Origin of the sequence: Glaciimonas sp. Gout2 (assembly GCF_035018905.1) — a bacterium.
GTDB lineage: Bacteria > Pseudomonadota > Gammaproteobacteria > Burkholderiales > Burkholderiaceae_D > Glaciimonas.
In genome coordinates this window covers 59858-75132 of the sequence record NZ_JASJXA010000001.1, presented here as the reverse complement: position 1 = coordinate 75132, position 15275 = coordinate 59858, and the positions used below count along the sequence as shown (strand labels likewise).

Below are 15275 nucleotides of genomic sequence, written 5' to 3'. Positions count from 1 at the left end.
ATGGACTTTGAACCAGCTCGTCTGGAAGCATTTTTGAAGAATGCAATTCCTGCGTTGGAAGGTGATATGACGCTGGAACGCATCGGCGGCGGCCAGTCCAACCCGACCTATTTTGTCAATTTTTCCAACCGCTCGTTGGTGCTGCGCAAGCAACCGGCGTCGAGTTTGTTGCCATCCGCGCATGCAGTAGACCGTGAGTATCGGATCATGCAGGCATTGTTTGGCACGGATGTACCAGTCCCAAAAATGGTGTTGTTCCATGCTGAGCGCGACGTAGTTGGCACGCCGTTTTACATCATGGAGCGATTGCAGGGCAGAATTTTTCCTGACTATGCACTGCCGGGGATGGTGCCTTCTGAACGGCACGCCATCTATATGGCGATGGCCGAGGCCATGGCACGCTTGCACAAAGTTGACTGGGCAGCGATTGGGTTGACCGATTACGGACGTCAGGGCAGCTATTTCACACGCCAGATTGCGCGTTGGACCAAGCAATGGCAGATGTCCAAGACGCGTGAAAATGCGGACGTTGAGCAGTTGATCGTCTGGTTACAAAAAAATATCCCTGATGAAACAGAGACAACGATCAGCCACGGTGATTTTCGGCTTGGGAATCTGATGTTTCATCCAACCGAGCCACGTGTGATCGGGGTGCTTGACTGGGAACTCTCGACCTTGGGCCATCCGTTGGCCGATGTGGCTTTCAACTGCATTGCTTACCGTACAGTGCCGTCCGAATATGGCGGCATTCTGGGGCTGGATCATGCCGCGATGGGGATTCCATCGGAAGTTGAATATTTACAACATTATTATCTCCATAGCGGGCGCCGCGATGGCCTCACTGCGTTCCATTTTGCTTTCGCATTATTTCGTCTTGCGGTAATTTTTGAAGGCATTGCGGCGCGCGCGCTTAGTGGCAATGCCGAGGCTGACAACGCACTTGAAGTTGGAGAGTTAAGTGTTGCTTTCGCCCATCGCGCAGTGGAATTTATTAACGGCACATCGCAACCTTCACCTAAAGGAAATTCCGCATGATGAATTTTGAATATTCGGAGAAAGTCACCGCACTACAGATTCGCGTGCGCGACTTCATGGAGCGCCACGTTATTCCCGCAAATACCGATTGGCATCATCAGGCTGACCAAGGCATATTTCCTATCGAATTAATGGAAAGGCTCAAGGTATTGGCGAAGACTGAAGGTTTGTGGAATTTTTTTCTACCGGGGCTGCGGGAGAATGAGCCGGGCACACGTCTGACCAATCTGGAATATGCACCGCTGGCAGAAGCTATGGGCCGGATTCCGTGGGCGGCTGAAGTGTTTAACTGCAATGCGCCCGATACCGGCAACATGGAGATGTTGCATCTATGCGCGACACCAGAGCAATCGCGACAATGGTTGCGGCCAATGCTGGAGGGACAGATTCGCTCGTCATTTTCGATGACCGAGCCAGAAGTTGCATCCTCTGACGCCACCAATATTCAAACCACTATTCGTCGCGACGGTGATCACTACGTTATCAACGGGCGCAAATGGTTCACCAGCGGTGCTTTGCATCCATTATGCAAAATGACCATTGTTATGGGCGTGTCCGATGAAAGTCCGGACGCAGCCAAGCATCGACGTCATTCCATGTTGGTGGTGCCGCTTGATACGCCCGGCATGCAGATTCTCCGTAATGTTGCCATCATGAATCATTTGGCACCGGAAGGTCATTGCGAAATTGTATTTAAAGACGCACGGGTTCCGCTGACAGCGCTGCTGGGTGACGAGGGCGGTGGTTTTGCATTGGCGCAAGCGCGCCTGGGACCCGGTCGAATTCATCATTGCATGCGCACTATCGGACAATGTGAACTGGCATTGGAAATGATGTGTGAGCGTGCCTTGGAACGACGTACTTTTGGCAAGCACCTGGCCGATTACGCCAACATTCAGGATTGGATCGCCGAATCACGGCTCGAAATCGATCAGGCCCGTTTGCTGGTTCTGCGCGCCGCATCGATTATTGACCGCTTCGGCAATCAGGCGGGACGCGTCGATGTGTCAGCGATTAAAATCGTCGCGGCACGATTACAGACGCGGGTTCTGGACCGCGCGATTCAGGTTTTTGGCGCAATGGGCATGACGCCTGACACACCGCTTGCATTCTTGTGGACATGGGGCCGAGCGATGCGTTTCATCGATGGGCCGGATGAGGTACATTTGCGTGTAGTAGCGAAGAATGAATTGGCCAAAGCAAAGGCAAATATGGGCAGCACCAAAGCTTATTTTACTTTGCCACAGCGCAGCGATAGCATCACACCAGATCAAAACAAGGATCACTTGAAATGAAACAATGGGACGATACCTGGCCTGCCACGCGACTGGAAACACATTTTGACGGGCGCGTGGTGCGCTGTTTTGTTGAGCGTCCAAAAAGTGTATACGCGATGCTGGATGATGCTGTGCAGCGCAATCCCAACGGAGATGCCATGGTGTGCGGCGCAGACCGCATTACGTGGAAGGGTCTACGCGATTCATCAGCGCGCTTAGCGACAGGTCTGGCAAGTCGTGGTATTGGTGTCGGCGATCGCGTGGCGATGCTGATTGGAAACCGTAACGAATTCGTCATCAGCTTATTTGCCATCGCCCGTCTCGGCGCCATCGCGGTTCCGCTCAGTATCCGCGAGCAGACTCCCGGGCTTGCTTATATGCTCAATGATTGCTCAGCAAGCCTCATCGTGCATGACGCCGAATTGGGTGAACGGCTGCCAGTCAGCGCTGACGTGCCATCACTGAAGACTCGCGTGTCAATCGGCCATTGCAGTGGATCTGAAGAATTCGCATCTTTGATGACCGCTTCGTCGAAAGAACTGCCAGCCAAAGTTAACGAAGAAGACGTCGTTGCAATCCTGTATACCTCCGGTACCACCGGTAAGCCGAAAGGTGCCGCCCTGACGCATCTTGGCGTTGTGCATTCTGGCATGCATCTTCAGACCGCAATGGGATTGACGATATACGACACTGCCGTGGCATCCGTGCCGCTAAGTCACGTCACCGGCCTGATTGCACTGGTCGCGACGATGGTGCGCTGCGCTGGAAAACTGGTCATCATGCCGAGTTTTAGAGCGACTGATTTTCTCGCGCTGGCAGCGCGTGAACGCATGACCTACACGCTGATGGTTCCAGCGATGTATAACCTGTGCTTACTGCAACCCGATTTTGAACGCCATGATATTTCCTCGTGGCGGGTGGGCGGATACGGTGGTGCGCCAATGCCGGTGGCGACCATCTCCAGCCTCGCCCAAAAAATACCAAGCCTGACCCTGATGAATTGCTACGGCTCTACGGAAACCACATCGCCTTCCACGTTAATGCCGCAGGGAGAAACTGCCGCCCATAACGACACCGTTGGCCGTGCTCTGGCGTGTGTTGAAATGGCGATTTTCGATGAATCCGGGTGTGAGGTCGAACCGGGTGTGTTGGGCGAAATATGGATCAAAGGGCCGATGGTGGTAAAAGGATATTGGAACAATCCAAGTGCCACCGCTGACAATTTTACCGGTGGATTCTGGCATTCTGGCGATATAGGCTCCATCGGTTCGGACGGTTATATCAAGGTAGCCGACCGGATGAAAGACATGATCAATCGCGGCGGCTATAAGATATATACCATCGAAGTTGAGAACGTCCTTTACCAACATCCCGCTGTGCTGGAATGCGCGGTAGTTGCTAAGCCTTGCCCGGTGTTGGGCGAGCGTGTGCACGCATTCGTGACGTTGCGCCAACCTGATACGCTTGCCGATGGTTTGTTACAAGCTCTCACGACATACTGCGCGGAACGTTTGTCCGACTACAAAGTGCCAGAAAGTTTTACGCTCTCAGAATCACCGTTGCCGCGCAATGCCAACGGAAAACTACTCAAACGCGCGCTGCGCGATCAGGCCAGCGCGCTGTTGCCAACCCCCAAAGCGCACCAATAATGACAGCGTCGGTCACCATCAAGGAAATCCCCATGTCGGAATCAATCATTCCACAATCAACCATTCTGCAACCCGATATCGGTACGCTGGCACTTCTCCGCACGCACATAGGAAGTGAGATTTTTGTCTCCGATTGGGTGCTGATGTCACAAAGCCGCATCAATCAATTCGCGGAGGCGACGGGCGATTTTCAGTGGATTCATGTCGATGTTGCCCGAGCAAAAAAAGAGTCGCCGTTTGGCTGTACCATCGCGCATGGTTTTCTGACGCTATCGTTGCTCGGCAAGTTTTATCAGGACAATTTTGAGTTGCCGTTCTGCGAGATGGGGATTAACTATGGTCTGAACAAGGTTCGTTTTACAAATCCGGTGCGGGTCGACAGTCGGGTTCGCGGTCGATTTTTGCTCAGCAGCGTCGCGGATATCCCCGGTGGCATCCAGATTGTCTTGACGGCAACGATTGAGATCGAAGGTGACGCCAAACCAGCCTGCATCGCTGAGTCGGTGGTACGCCAATATTTCACCAAAACCTAAAAATCAGGAACACAGCCATGAGCAATAGCGACGCAACCATTTTGTTTCATGTAGAAGATCAGATTGCCAACATTCGTTTCAATCGACCATCGGCCCTGAATGCGCTTGATCGCACTATGGCCGAAGGCTTGCTAACGATTTGCAAGAGTATCAAGGCTAGCCAAGATATTGGGGTCGTTGTCATTAGCGGAGAAGGGCGTGCGTTTATGGCAGGCGGCGATCTGGATTATTTTAAAGCTGATCTGGCCGCCGCTGCACAAGCAGCGCCAACCGTCATTGATCCGTTGCACGAAGCATTGTCGATTTTAACCAATCTGCCGCAACTCGTGATTGCCAGTGTGCACGGTGCAGTGGCGGGCGCGGGCGTCAGTCTTGCGCTGGCTTGTGACCTGTCAATTGCTGCAGAAGGCACGCGGTTTAACCTGGCATATTCCAAGATCGGTGCGAGTCCGGACGGATCGGCCTCGTGGTCGTTACCGCGCATGGTCGGCTTGCACAAGGCGCTTGAACTGACACTGTTGGCCGAGACCTTTGACGCAGCAGAAGCGCAGCGTCTTGGCATGATTAGTCGCGTGGTTCCAGCGGCGGCGCTGGCTGCCGAAACAGAAGCGCTGGCGCAACGTCTTGCATCGGGACCGGCATTCGCCTTTGCGAAGACTAAACAATTAATGCGCGCATCATTTGCGCGCACAATGGAAGACCAAATGCTGGCCGAGCGCGAATCCTTTATCGCGTGCGCTAAATCAGCAGATTTTGTTGAAGGCGTCAGCGCATTTTTTGACAAACGTCCGCCGCGCTTTACCGGAAACTGATTGCTCTACAATAGTTAAATTTAATTGAGGAAAGCAGCAATGCGCAAAATCAACACAGTCGGCGTTATCGGTGCAGGGATCATGGGCAACGGGATTGCGCAGTCATGCGCTATGGTGGGCATACCGGTTGTCATGTTAGACATTAGTGAGGTAGCAGTACAAAAGGGCCTAGTAAAAATAGGCAATAGTCTGGACCGACTGATCAAAAACAATACACTCACCTTGGCGCAAAAAGACGCTGTGATAGCGTTGATCACAGGTACGACTGATATCAATGCGTTTAAGACCGTTGATCTGGTAATTGAAGCCGCTACTGAAAATCAGGCGCTCAAGATAAAACTCTTGAAAGAAGTGGACGCTGTCATCGGTGAAGAGGTGATTCTTGCCACTAATACTTCATCGATTTCCATCACAAAACTGGCCGCGGCGACCAAGCGTTCGGATAGAGTGATTGGCATGCACTTCTTCAATCCGGTCCCATTGATGGATTTGGTCGAGTTGATACGCGGACTTCAAACCAGTGACGCCACGCATGCAAAAGTGGAAGCGTTCGCCAAACAATTGAACAAAAGCCCGATCACGGTGCGGAACAATCCCGGCTTCGTAGTTAACCGGATTCTATGTCCGATGATCAATGAGGCGATCTTTGTTCTCGCTGAAGGATTGGCCACTGCCGAAGCAATCGATAACGGTATGAAGCTTGGATGCCATCATCCAATCGGCCCGCTGGCATTAGCCGACATGATTGGTCTGGATACGTTGTTAGCCGTAATGGAAGTGCTGTATGAAGGATTTAACGATTCCAAATATCGGCCCGTACCACTGTTGAAAGAGATGGTCGCGGCTGGCTACCTAGGGCGTAAATCTGGACGTGGATTTTTTACGTATTCTTGATGCGGTCGATTGAAATTAACTAAAAGGTATTGCGTGGACGTCGTTGTCGACATTTGGTGCTTAACCACCAATTTGGCATTGAACGCCATGTTCGAACAATCATCAGCGTGATAAATCGCCACTTTCACAAATTGGCAGGCGCGCTGGCGCAAGATAGATTGCCGAGTTTGAGAACTTATTCAGGAGAGTGTGACAATGAGAGCAGTACGATGTCATCAATATGGGCCACCCGAAATGTTGGTAGTCGAAGATATTCCATCGCTAATCCCCGATGCTGGTCAGGTGATTATCAGCGTAAAGGCGGCTGGTGTGAATTTTCCGGATTCACTGATTATTCAGAATAAATATCAAATCAAAACCTCACTACCGTTTTCGCCGGGTGGTGAGTTGGCTGGTGTGATCAAATCGGTTGGCAGTGGCGTCACCAAATTCGTGGTGGGCCAGTCGGTGATCGCATTCTCTGGTTGGGGTGCGTTTGCGGAAGAGATTGCGATAAGTCAAGATAGCCTGATTCCGATGCCAGCCGAGATGTCCCACGAGATTGCAGGGACTTTTTTGATGACTTATGGTACGGCGTATCACGCGCTGAAAGATCGGGCCCAACTTGCTAAAGGTGAGACGGTGCTGATTTTTGGCGCTGCCGGTGGCATTGGCATTGCGGCTATCGAGATTGCCAAAGCGCTGGGCGCTAGAGTGATCGCCGCCGCATCGTCTGCCGAAAAACTGGCAGTTTGTAAAGCACACGGCGCGGATGAATGCATTAATTACCTCACGGAAAATCTGCGCGAGCGGCTCAAAGTACTGACTGATGGGCGTGGCATTGATGTCGTGTGCGATCCGGTCGGTGGCGCATACAGCGAACAGGCAATCCGCAGCATGGCGTGGCGTGGACGGTTTTTGGTGGTCGGTTTTGCAGATGGCGAAATACCCAAAATTCCACTCAATTTACCGTTGCTGAAAGGCTGTTCGATTTTAGGCGTTTTTTGGGGTGATTTTATCCGCAGAGAACCAGAAAATCTGGAGGCCGATTTAACCGAACTGGTATCGCTTTATCGACAGAAAAAAATCAAGCCATTGGTATCGGCACGTTATCCACTTGAAGGTGTCTGCGATGCGCTGAATGCGATGATGCAACGCAAGGTGAGCGGAAAAATCGTCATCATTCCATAGCACTTGCAACATTGGCACAAAATGCCATCCGTTAGTTGTCCTGCATTGTTGAGAGAAACCCTATGTTGACGAATCGAAGAGTCGCACTTATTACCGGTGGCGCGACTGGCGTGGGCGCGGCGGTCGCCAGGTTACTCGCCAGCCGACATTACAATGTGATGATTAACTATAGCCGCAGCAGCGAAGCCGCGGCTGGCGTGGTTGAAGACTGTCTGGCCCTTGGCGCGGATGCCGTCGCAGTGCAAGGCGATGTGTCCAATGACAATGACTGCAACGCATTGGCGTTACAAGCGATGGCGCGTTGGGGGCGTATTGACGCGCTGGTCAGCAGCGCGGGTACGACCCAGTTTATCCCGATGGCGGATCTGGACGCTGTGACCACTGCCGACTTTGAGCGTGTGTATGCGGTCAACACGATTGGACCATTTCAGATGGCCCGTGCGGTCAAAAAGTATATGCAACCTGGCAGTGCGATTGTGAACGTCTCATCGGTCGCTGGCGTTACTGGCAGCGGTAGTTCTTTCCCTTATGTATTATCCAAGGCCGCATTAAACATGCTGACCGTTGCGCTGGCGCGCACGCTCGCTCCGGCTATCCGCGTCAATGCCGTATTGCCCGGGTTGATCGAGGGACGATGGATGCGCGATGGTCTGGGTGACGAGGCCTATGAGCGCGTGAAAGGGGAATTTGCCGCCGTCGCTTTACTGGGAAAAGTCAGCACGCCAGAGCAAATTGCCAGCGCTATTTGTTGGTTGCTTGAGCCGGATTCAGTTGTCACTGGTCAGCTCATTACGGTAGATGGTGGATTTACTTTAGGACGGCCGCCATCAGCGGCAGGACAGTCGATGAAATAAAGAAGGTGGCATTTTTAAAGCGCCTGTGTGGCGCTTTTTTGATGACCATTTTATGGCAATACAACTTTAAAAATTGATGCCACGAATAGCGCGTTACATAAAGTAAACACCGACGTATTGAAAAATAAATACCCACGTGTTGTAAAACGCGTTCGAATCAATACGAGGTGCCGCTCGCATCGTGCAACGGCCCCCCGATTCATCATTCTATTATCAATTTCTTGCCAGATTCTGAAGAACAACGCCAGGCGCTACAGCCTTTTCTGGGAAGACTGTCACCATCTTGCCCGACTGCCATTGTCCGGTGGTGGGAGAGGCTCGCATATTTTGGAAATTTTTGTCGAATTTGATGCCGAAGCCGGTTGCATAGCTTCCTAGCGGTTTATCCATATTTGCAGCGGCAAGACGGACTTTTTCGAGATCAATGCTGTTCGCTGCTTTAATTGTGTCGAACAACATTTGAAGGCCAACATAGCCTGCCATACTTTGGGGTGCGATGGGATCACTTTTAAACTTGGCGCGATAGGCGGTGAGAAATGCTTTAGCCCCGGGGCCAAAGCTTTCAATGACATCGTTGCGCGGCCATCCAACCACCAACAAGCCTTCCAATGAAGTGCCGCCCAAAGACGCCAGCGTTTCGGCAGTATCACCCGTTCCGACGTATAGCATCGCAGCGGGCTTGAATCCTTGATCACGCGCCGTGCGTAGTAGCAGATTGCCATCCGGGACATAGCCAGTTTCGATGAACACATCAGGATTGGCCTGTTTGGCACGCAGGATCGTATCGTTCATATCAATCGAACGGGACGCATGCGCGCCCACGCCCACAATTTTTGCGCCTAACGCCTCCAGCATGCGCTTCTGTGAGATTGCAATTGACGTTCCGTAAATCGAATCCTCATGTTCGATCCATACCTTCAGATCTTTGACATTTTTTTTCAATGCAGGCGCGATCAAATCCTTCACCGTATCGACAGTGCCAGCAGCGAAGCTGAGTGCGTAAGTGCCGGAACGTATAAAGTTCGGCAAGCCGCGTTCTGTCAGATTTTGCGCCACCGCACCGGTATCCCAATAGAGCTTGTTATAGCGACTTGCCGCATCGCTTGCTGCGTTGGAGACCGCGCTAATGTAAGTGCCAGAAAACATATCAACGTTATCGTTGGTCACTAGCTGCTCGACAGCGGCAATCCCTTGCTGCGGATTGGCGGCATCGCCACGCACCAATGCCACTTTGCGGCCAAGCAATCCGCCACTCGCATTAACCTGATCCACCGCTAGTTCATAACCGCGTGTCATCTCAACGCCGTACAAAGCGAGTGGACCGCTAAAGGGATTGATAACGCCAATCTTGATCGGTTCGGCTGCAAAGAGGGCGGGTGATAATCCAGCCGCGCCCGCTATCAGGGCGATACTGGTAATCTTTTTTATTACATGCATGTTGGTCTCCGGGACTTATTTTTTATATTTTATTTTTATGCTTTAGTTTGCGTGCTACAGACATTTTTTTATTTATCCATCCATGTGATGACCTCTTTCTTTTTCGCGATTATTTTTTTAGGGCAGGTACTTACAGCGTTTCTTTTTTAATGTGTTATTTTCGCATTCTCGAAATCTGTTATGAGATTTTTTAATGTGCTTTAGTATGACCCGACATTGAAAACTTATGTGCATAAGTTGAGCAACAATGCGCTATCAACCGAAAAGCTTTTGCTGGTTGGATTGATGGTAAATTATCGTTTAGTTTTTTGCGCCAACTTCACGTCACGCAGACTTTTCTATTTGATTTTTTCTTGTTCCAGCCAAGAAATTCATTCAATTTTTTTTATCTATTTTTTTATTTGTTTTTTGATTTTTTGATTTTTTGATTTTTTTAATAATATTTTTTGAAAGCATGCCCGCTTTCAACGTGAGTAAAAATCATCCTAAGGAAAAAACGCGATGCCGACGAAGCTATCAGTAGTTTTTATTCCCGCCTTATGATGCGATGCCAGGCTTTATGGTCGGTGCGTGGCAAATCCAGCAATGCATCTCTGCGGAACGATTACCAATTGAAGCAGTTAATTGAATCAGTGAATTGAAGTTGGTGGCGACTACCAAAAGAGTCGTCGCCATCATTCATCATTCGCTTCTGCGTAAAGTTAAATCACGTTTATTGTGGCGTCGCGGAGATATGGGAGGACAGTTCAGTCCCTGTCTGAAGCGGCTATCAAGTCTATTGATATGCCGTGCAGCGGTGTCGGCCAGCATCTGCGATGACGTGAGAGCAAGGCGCAACAAACGCTCGGTGGCAATTATATCGAGTGTCGGCATGGTGTCGGTGCCACGATCCGCGTTGCTGACCTGCGTGACGTCAATACAGGTTTGAATGCCATGACAGACATCCATCGTCAGAGCATAAAATTGTGCCGACTCATTAGTTTGGATGCGCTGGTAACCATGAAAATGCGTGATGGAATGCTTCGGGTTCTGGAGGTGGCGACGATGTTGTTATGGTCGCGCCTCACGACTAGAAGTCGCTTGGCAGGCAAGTCGCTTGATGAATTGTATTTGAGGGAGAGTCGGGGAAATAATGGTGTTGAGCATTGTTGCTTTCTTTGTCCGGTTGAACCGCTGCCGCTGTCAAGCGGGTGGGTGGTAAATAACAGGGTTGACAGTCCGACGTACAAGATCCTCGGCAGGCCGAAGCCTCCCTGCCACTGCCGCCCATAAAAGGTGCAACAACGGTTTACACACATAAAAAGACCGCTATGCGCGGTTTGTGCGTCTTGTACGCTCGAGCTGTCAAACCCGTTCCCCTTTTTTCGGGGACCTATAAACGATAGCGGAGATTTCCGATAAGCATAATCTTTTAAATAAAAAGCAAGATTTAACTTACGTAAATACCTAGGCAATTTCGGAGAAGGACGCACAAATGCAGGCGACCGAATCATTCCCGTTGCCTGCAAAAGTTGCTTCTGTTATACGACATCGACTACGACGACAATTTACTTACCAATTTGTCGGCTGACGCCATTCTCTTGCTGGTTCAACACTGATTGTTCGGCTTTGGTGATGTGACCGCCATTTTGCCGGGACATATCACGTTCTTCTTGTCGAATCGCATGGTCATCCTTGTGCAAGGTTCTGGCCTGACCTTTGGTTATCTGACCATCTTTGACTTCAGTCTTGATACGATTGTTTTGATTGTTCAGCCGATTATTGACCTGTTCCCGGCGTGGATGATTTTTTTGCCACGTTGTCTCAGCCATTGCACTACCGGCTGCGCTGGCAAAAACCGTGACAAGTGCAGTGAGTATGATGGCTTTACCTGAGCGATTGCGCGTAAACATAATGTGTCCCCTAATTTAGGTGCAGTATTTGGCGTTAATATTGATGGGTGCTACGTGACATTAACGTTGGTGCTCTTTATTCGGCTGACGATACAAATTGTTTTTGTCGTAACGAATTGTTTCTGCAATCGCTTTCGATCTCTGCTGTCTCTCTTTGGTAGTGCCGTGTGTGGGGATATAAATTGTTGCCAGGTGGAGCGAGACGGTGTGCATCACCACTGTCAACATGCTAGCCATTATCAGACCCAGTTATGGCCCATTGAGCTGATAATAGACTAGTGGGAGGCTATTACTTTGGATCGAGTCCACTCTTGATGACATCGGCGCGCGCTTCTGGCGAGGCAAGGTAACGAATCAATGCGCGGGCGGCTTCCGGATGTTTGGCACCGACTGGAATGCCGGCTGAGAAGGTGGTGATACTTTGCACCTGCTCCGGGATCTTGCCAACAAATTCGATGCCCTGCACCGGCAGAATCTCGCTCACCTGCTGGAAGCCTAGTTCGTATTCACCGCTGGCCACTAATGAACCGACCGGGGTTTTCTCAATCATGTGTGCTTTCGGAATGATCTGTTTTTCAATACCCAGTTTCTTGAATAGTTCGGCCTCAATGTAGACGCCACTGGCGCTATCGGAATACGCGATTGATTTCGCATAGATCAACACCGACTTAAACTTCTCCACTGTGCTAATGTCCGGCTTGGCACTGCCGGTTCGCCACGCGCCAGACGGTTGGGGATTGCCTCCGGCGCTTTGCCCATTGATGGCCCCCACGCGGTCGTCAGCGTGTTGCCGCTAGCCGCTTCATATTTAGGTTGGAGTGCTTTATAAGCAGCGGTAAAGCCACCTGAATTCATGACATTGAGTTCATCGGCTTGGGTCGCGCCAGAGCTCAAGGCCAGGCTGAGCGTGCCGAGAATGAATAGCTTTGGCATGATTTGTTTAATACGCATAATCTTTGACTCCTGCTTTTTTTAGATATCGAATGGGTTTTGCCGAGTCATTATCGCGAACGTGATTGATAAAGTAAATTCGCTCAGTTTAAATGCGTAGAGCGCATCAATAAAAAGAGCCCTGCACGATTATGGCAATCGTCGCGGCCAGTTTTTTCGATCGTCTGATACAACTTGTCTGTCGCAGGCGAAAGCGCGGGACCATGGCGTTTAGTCAGCCCAGCCGTCCGATTCACAAACCACACCGCAAACCTTTTCAAATCGGCTCAAAATCGATCCTCGATTCCTTGATTCTATCGATGGAAGGCCATAAGAACTGTCGAATAATTTACAGTCGGATGTGTGAGCCGCCATGAAAGCCATCTCTCTTCATGATTAATATAAGATTTTTTTCTTCGGCATTTTGGCGCTCTACAGCTTAAAACCTGTGGTGGCTGCATGGAGGATGTATTTGGATCAACTGGCCCAGCCATGGGGCGATGAAGAAAGCTGAAAGAAAAAAGGGTTACGAGCCGAAGCCCGTAACCCTTTGATTGCATTGCCTAATTCTGGTGGCCCCCCGCAGAGTCGAACTGCGCACCAACGGATTATGAGTCCGAGAAATAATGTGTTTATCGGTGTTGATTGATAATCCTAAAAAATACAATTTATATAAATCAATGACTTAGTAAAATTACAGTGTTGATTTTTGTTAATCGATATTGCTTGATATACTCCAAATCGGGTTACATGGTTTACATGGGAGTGTTTGAGGGATGGCAAAGGTAAATTTTACGGCTGGTCGGGTAGCTGATTTTGAATGTGATTCTGGCAAAAGCCAATGTTTCCTTTGGGACACGTCTGCACCGGGTTTGGGCCTGCGAGTAACAGCGAATGGTGCAAAAGCATTCATGTTTCAAGCCAAGTTGAATGGCCAAGCGATGCGTATAACAATCGGCTCGCCTTCCATCTGGACCATAGAAGCCGCAAAAATCGAATCTCGCCGTCTGAAGGTCATTATTGACAACGGCCAAGACCCGCGCCAAGTGAAAACTGACGGGCTGGTCGCAGCGCAAGTAATCCGTGATGTTCAGGAAGCCAAAAAAACAGCCGCCGCTACACTAGCAGCCAAAAACTCAACTACTTTTAAACAGGTATGGGATATTTACCTGCAAGAACGAAAACCTCATTGGGGCGAGCGTCATTAACTAGACCACCTTAATAAGATTGCTGCTGGTGGCTTGCCTTCGCTGCGGGGAACCCGTGGTCTTGGCGTAACGATAGCTGGGCCGTTGCACTACTTTTCTGCAATGCCATTAAATAATGTTGATACCGAAATAGTGGAAGCATGGGCCAAGCTGGAAGGCAAGGTCCGTCCCACTTCGGCACGGCTTGCGTGGCGTATGTTGAAAGTATTTTTTCAGTGGTGCTACGAAAGCAAGACCTACCGCGACCTAATTCAACCGCAGAACCCCGCTAAGACAAAGAAGAGCGGTGAGGCTTTAGGGAAGGCCAAGGCAAAACGAGACGACCTGGAAGCGGCACAGCTTCAGGGGTGGTTCGATGCCGTCCAAAAACTGGGCAACCCAACCATCAACGCCTATCTGCAAACCTTGCTTCGGTCCGGTGCCCGTCCCGGTGAAGTACTGGAAATGAGGTGGGAGGATATTAACTGGCGCTGGGAGTCTATCGTTATCCGAGACAAAATGGACGGGGAGCGGACCATACCATTAACTCCTTTTATCGCCCATCTGTTAGCGGCATTGCCAAGGCGAAACGATTACGTTTTCTCAAGCGCATTAAAAGAGGTAGCTATCATCGCCAAACCACATTTACCGCATAAGCTGGCGTGCGATGCTGCCGGGCTACAAGGCCTGACCTTACATGGTTTGCGGCGTTCGTTTGCGAGCCTTGCTGAACAGACCGAAGCCCCCGGGGGGTGGCTGCACAGATTCAAGGCCACAAACCCCAGAGCGCCAGAGAGAAAAGTTACATCGTTCGACCAATGGATTTTTTACGTAAATGGCATTTCATTATCGAAGCAATAATTTTAACGCAGGCTGGAATCGACTTTGTTCCCGAGCAATCAGGTTTGTGCATGATAAAAGGTTGATTGATATTGATGCGTGTAACGTTACGCACTACAATAGCGTATGATTAAGACATTCCAGCACAAGGGCTTGAAGGCCTTTTTCGAAACCGGGAGCATGGCTGGCATTCAAGCGACGCACGCCCCGCGACTAGCCGCCATGTTGCGCCGTCTGAATGAATTGCCCGATGCGTCAGGTATGAATTTGCCGGGCTGGGGATTGCACCCATTACGAGGCGACCTTAAGGGCCATTTTTCGGTAAAGGTCAACGCAAACTGGCGCATGACATTCAAGTTTGATGGCACGGACGCCGTACTGGTCGATTATCAAGACTATCACTGAGGAGAATTTACTATGGCACGCATGTTTAACCCGCCACATCCTGGATTAACTTTACGCGATGACGTATTACCGGCGCTGGGTTTGTCGGTGACTGAGGCCGCGCAACAACTCGACGTAAACCGCGTCTCACTCTCCCGCGTGCTCAATGGGCGCGCTGCAATTTCGCCAGAGATGGCCTTGCGTATTGAGGCATGGCTTGGAGTGGACCGTGGCGGCGATGCCCGCATATGGCTGGCAGAACAAAGCGCCTATGACATGTGGCAAGCCGAGCAGCGGTTTAAGGCTGTACCGATGCATGTTCAGCCTGCACCGACGATAAGCATGCCTGACGCCGCCTGACGTTAGGCAAATAGTTTAAAG

At 50.5% G+C, this 15275-nt stretch carries 15 protein-coding genes and 1 pseudogene; 12 read left to right on the top strand and 4 right to left on the bottom strand.

Annotation, left to right across the window (positions count from 1 at the left end; translation table 11 throughout):
* From QN379_RS00325 to QN379_RS00290, 8 genes are all read left to right on the top strand, one after another.
* The gene (locus QN379_RS00325; protein ID WP_323505722.1) at positions 1–1035 is read left to right on the top strand and encodes a phosphotransferase family protein; all 1035 of its coding nucleotides are present in this window, start codon (positions 1–3) and stop codon (positions 1033–1035) included.
* Entirely contained in the window at positions 1035–2330 is a 1296-nt protein-coding gene (locus QN379_RS00320) for an acyl-CoA dehydrogenase family protein (RefSeq protein ID WP_322240469.1), read from the top strand. The genes QN379_RS00325 and QN379_RS00320 overlap by 1 nt, the downstream gene beginning before the upstream one ends.
* The gene (locus QN379_RS00315) at positions 2327–3961 is read left to right on the top strand and encodes a class I adenylate-forming enzyme family protein (protein WP_322236047.1); all 1635 of its coding nucleotides are present in this window, start codon (positions 2327–2329) and stop codon (positions 3959–3961) included. The genes QN379_RS00320 and QN379_RS00315 overlap by 4 nt, the downstream gene beginning before the upstream one ends.
* 32 nt (positions 3962–3993) lie before the next feature.
* Positions 3994–4494, top strand: a complete 501-nt coding sequence (locus QN379_RS00310; RefSeq protein ID WP_323505721.1) for a MaoC family dehydratase — start codon at positions 3994–3996, stop codon at positions 4492–4494.
* A gap of 17 nt (positions 4495–4511) precedes the next feature.
* Positions 4512–5306, top strand: a complete 795-nt coding sequence (locus QN379_RS00305; protein WP_322236051.1) for an enoyl-CoA hydratase/isomerase family protein — start codon at positions 4512–4514, stop codon at positions 5304–5306.
* 39 nt (positions 5307–5345) lie between these two features.
* Positions 5346–6200 (top strand): 3-hydroxybutyryl-CoA dehydrogenase, encoded by an 855-nt coding sequence (locus QN379_RS00300; protein WP_323505720.1) that lies wholly within the window; start codon positions 5346–5348, stop codon positions 6198–6200.
* A 195-nt stretch (positions 6201–6395) separates the two neighbouring features.
* Entirely contained in the window at positions 6396–7370 is a 975-nt protein-coding gene (locus tag QN379_RS00295; protein WP_322236055.1) for an NADPH:quinone oxidoreductase family protein, read from the top strand.
* Positions 7371–7432: 62 nt separating this feature from the next.
* Positions 7433–8224: an SDR family NAD(P)-dependent oxidoreductase gene (locus tag QN379_RS00290; protein WP_323505719.1), complete on the top strand. Its 792-nt coding sequence runs from the start codon at positions 7433–7435 to the stop codon at positions 8222–8224.
* A gap of 213 nt (positions 8225–8437) precedes the next feature.
* Here QN379_RS00290 and QN379_RS00285 read toward each other — a convergent pair whose 3' ends face one another.
* The 4 genes and pseudogenes from QN379_RS00285 to QN379_RS00270 form a co-directional block, all read right to left on the bottom strand.
* On the bottom strand, positions 8438–9661 hold the full coding sequence (locus tag QN379_RS00285) for an ABC transporter substrate-binding protein (RefSeq protein WP_322236059.1): 1224 nt from the start codon (positions 9659–9661) through the stop codon (positions 8438–8440).
* Between the two features lie 681 nt (positions 9662–10342).
* Complete coding sequence (locus QN379_RS00280) at positions 10343–10609, bottom strand: hypothetical protein (RefSeq protein WP_322236061.1); 267 nt, start codon at positions 10607–10609, stop codon at positions 10343–10345.
* A 599-nt stretch (positions 10610–11208) separates the two neighbouring features.
* Complete coding sequence (locus QN379_RS00275; RefSeq protein WP_323505718.1) at positions 11209–11553, bottom strand: hypothetical protein; 345 nt, start codon at positions 11551–11553, stop codon at positions 11209–11211.
* 289 nt (positions 11554–11842) lie between these two features.
* Positions 11843–12498: pseudogene (locus tag QN379_RS00270) on the bottom strand (molybdate ABC transporter substrate-binding protein).
* An 896-nt stretch (positions 12499–13394) separates the two neighbouring features.
* Between QN379_RS00270 and QN379_RS00265 the strand changes: the two are divergent.
* The 4 genes from QN379_RS00265 (at position 13395) to QN379_RS00250 (ending at position 15254) form a co-directional block, all read left to right on the top strand.
* Positions 13395–13691, top strand: a complete 297-nt coding sequence (locus tag QN379_RS00265; RefSeq protein WP_323505717.1) for a hypothetical protein — start codon at positions 13395–13397, stop codon at positions 13689–13691.
* A 33-nt stretch (positions 13692–13724) separates the two neighbouring features.
* Positions 13725–14531 carry a tyrosine-type recombinase/integrase gene (locus tag QN379_RS00260; RefSeq protein ID WP_323505716.1) on the top strand — a complete coding sequence of 269 codons (807 nt, stop codon included), beginning with the start codon at positions 13725–13727 and terminating at the stop codon, positions 14529–14531.
* Positions 14532–14636: 105 nt separating this feature from the next.
* Positions 14637–14915 carry a type II toxin-antitoxin system RelE/ParE family toxin gene (locus tag QN379_RS00255; protein ID WP_322236071.1) on the top strand — a complete coding sequence of 93 codons (279 nt, stop codon included), beginning with the start codon at positions 14637–14639 and terminating at the stop codon, positions 14913–14915.
* Between the two features lie 12 nt (positions 14916–14927).
* Positions 14928–15254 (top strand): HigA family addiction module antitoxin, encoded by a 327-nt coding sequence (locus QN379_RS00250; RefSeq protein ID WP_322236073.1) that lies wholly within the window; start codon positions 14928–14930, stop codon positions 15252–15254.
* Positions 15255–15275 lie beyond the last annotated feature (21 nt).

Coding starts and splice junctions, on each gene's coding strand:
- QN379_RS00280 (WP_322236061.1), bottom strand. CDS start 10,609: ATGGATGTCTGTCATGGCATTCAAACCTGTATTGACGTCACGCAGGTC.
- QN379_RS00325 (WP_323505722.1), top strand. CDS start 1: ATGGACTTTGAACCAGCTCGTCTGGAAGCATTTTTGAAGAATGCAATT.
- QN379_RS00250 (WP_322236073.1), top strand. CDS start 14,928: ATGGCACGCATGTTTAACCCGCCACATCCTGGATTAACTTTACGCGAT.
- QN379_RS00265 (WP_323505717.1), top strand. CDS start 13,395: ATGTTTCAAGCCAAGTTGAATGGCCAAGCGATGCGTATAACAATCGGC.
- QN379_RS00300 (WP_323505720.1), top strand. CDS start 5,346: ATGCGCAAAATCAACACAGTCGGCGTTATCGGTGCAGGGATCATGGGC.
- QN379_RS00290 (WP_323505719.1), top strand. CDS start 7,433: ATGTTGACGAATCGAAGAGTCGCACTTATTACCGGTGGCGCGACTGGC.
- QN379_RS00310 (WP_323505721.1), top strand. CDS start 3,994: ATGTCGGAATCAATCATTCCACAATCAACCATTCTGCAACCCGATATC.
- QN379_RS00320 (WP_322240469.1), top strand. CDS start 1,035: ATGAATTTTGAATATTCGGAGAAAGTCACCGCACTACAGATTCGCGTG.
- QN379_RS00305 (WP_322236051.1), top strand. CDS start 4,512: ATGAGCAATAGCGACGCAACCATTTTGTTTCATGTAGAAGATCAGATT.
- QN379_RS00275 (WP_323505718.1), bottom strand. CDS start 11,553: ATGTTTACGCGCAATCGCTCAGGTAAAGCCATCATACTCACTGCACTT.
- QN379_RS00295 (WP_322236055.1), top strand. CDS start 6,396: ATGAGAGCAGTACGATGTCATCAATATGGGCCACCCGAAATGTTGGTA.
- QN379_RS00315 (WP_322236047.1), top strand. CDS start 2,327: ATGAAACAATGGGACGATACCTGGCCTGCCACGCGACTGGAAACACAT.
- QN379_RS00285 (WP_322236059.1), bottom strand. CDS start 9,661: ATGCATGTAATAAAAAAGATTACCAGTATCGCCCTGATAGCGGGCGCG.
- QN379_RS00255 (WP_322236071.1), top strand. CDS start 14,637: ATGATTAAGACATTCCAGCACAAGGGCTTGAAGGCCTTTTTCGAAACC.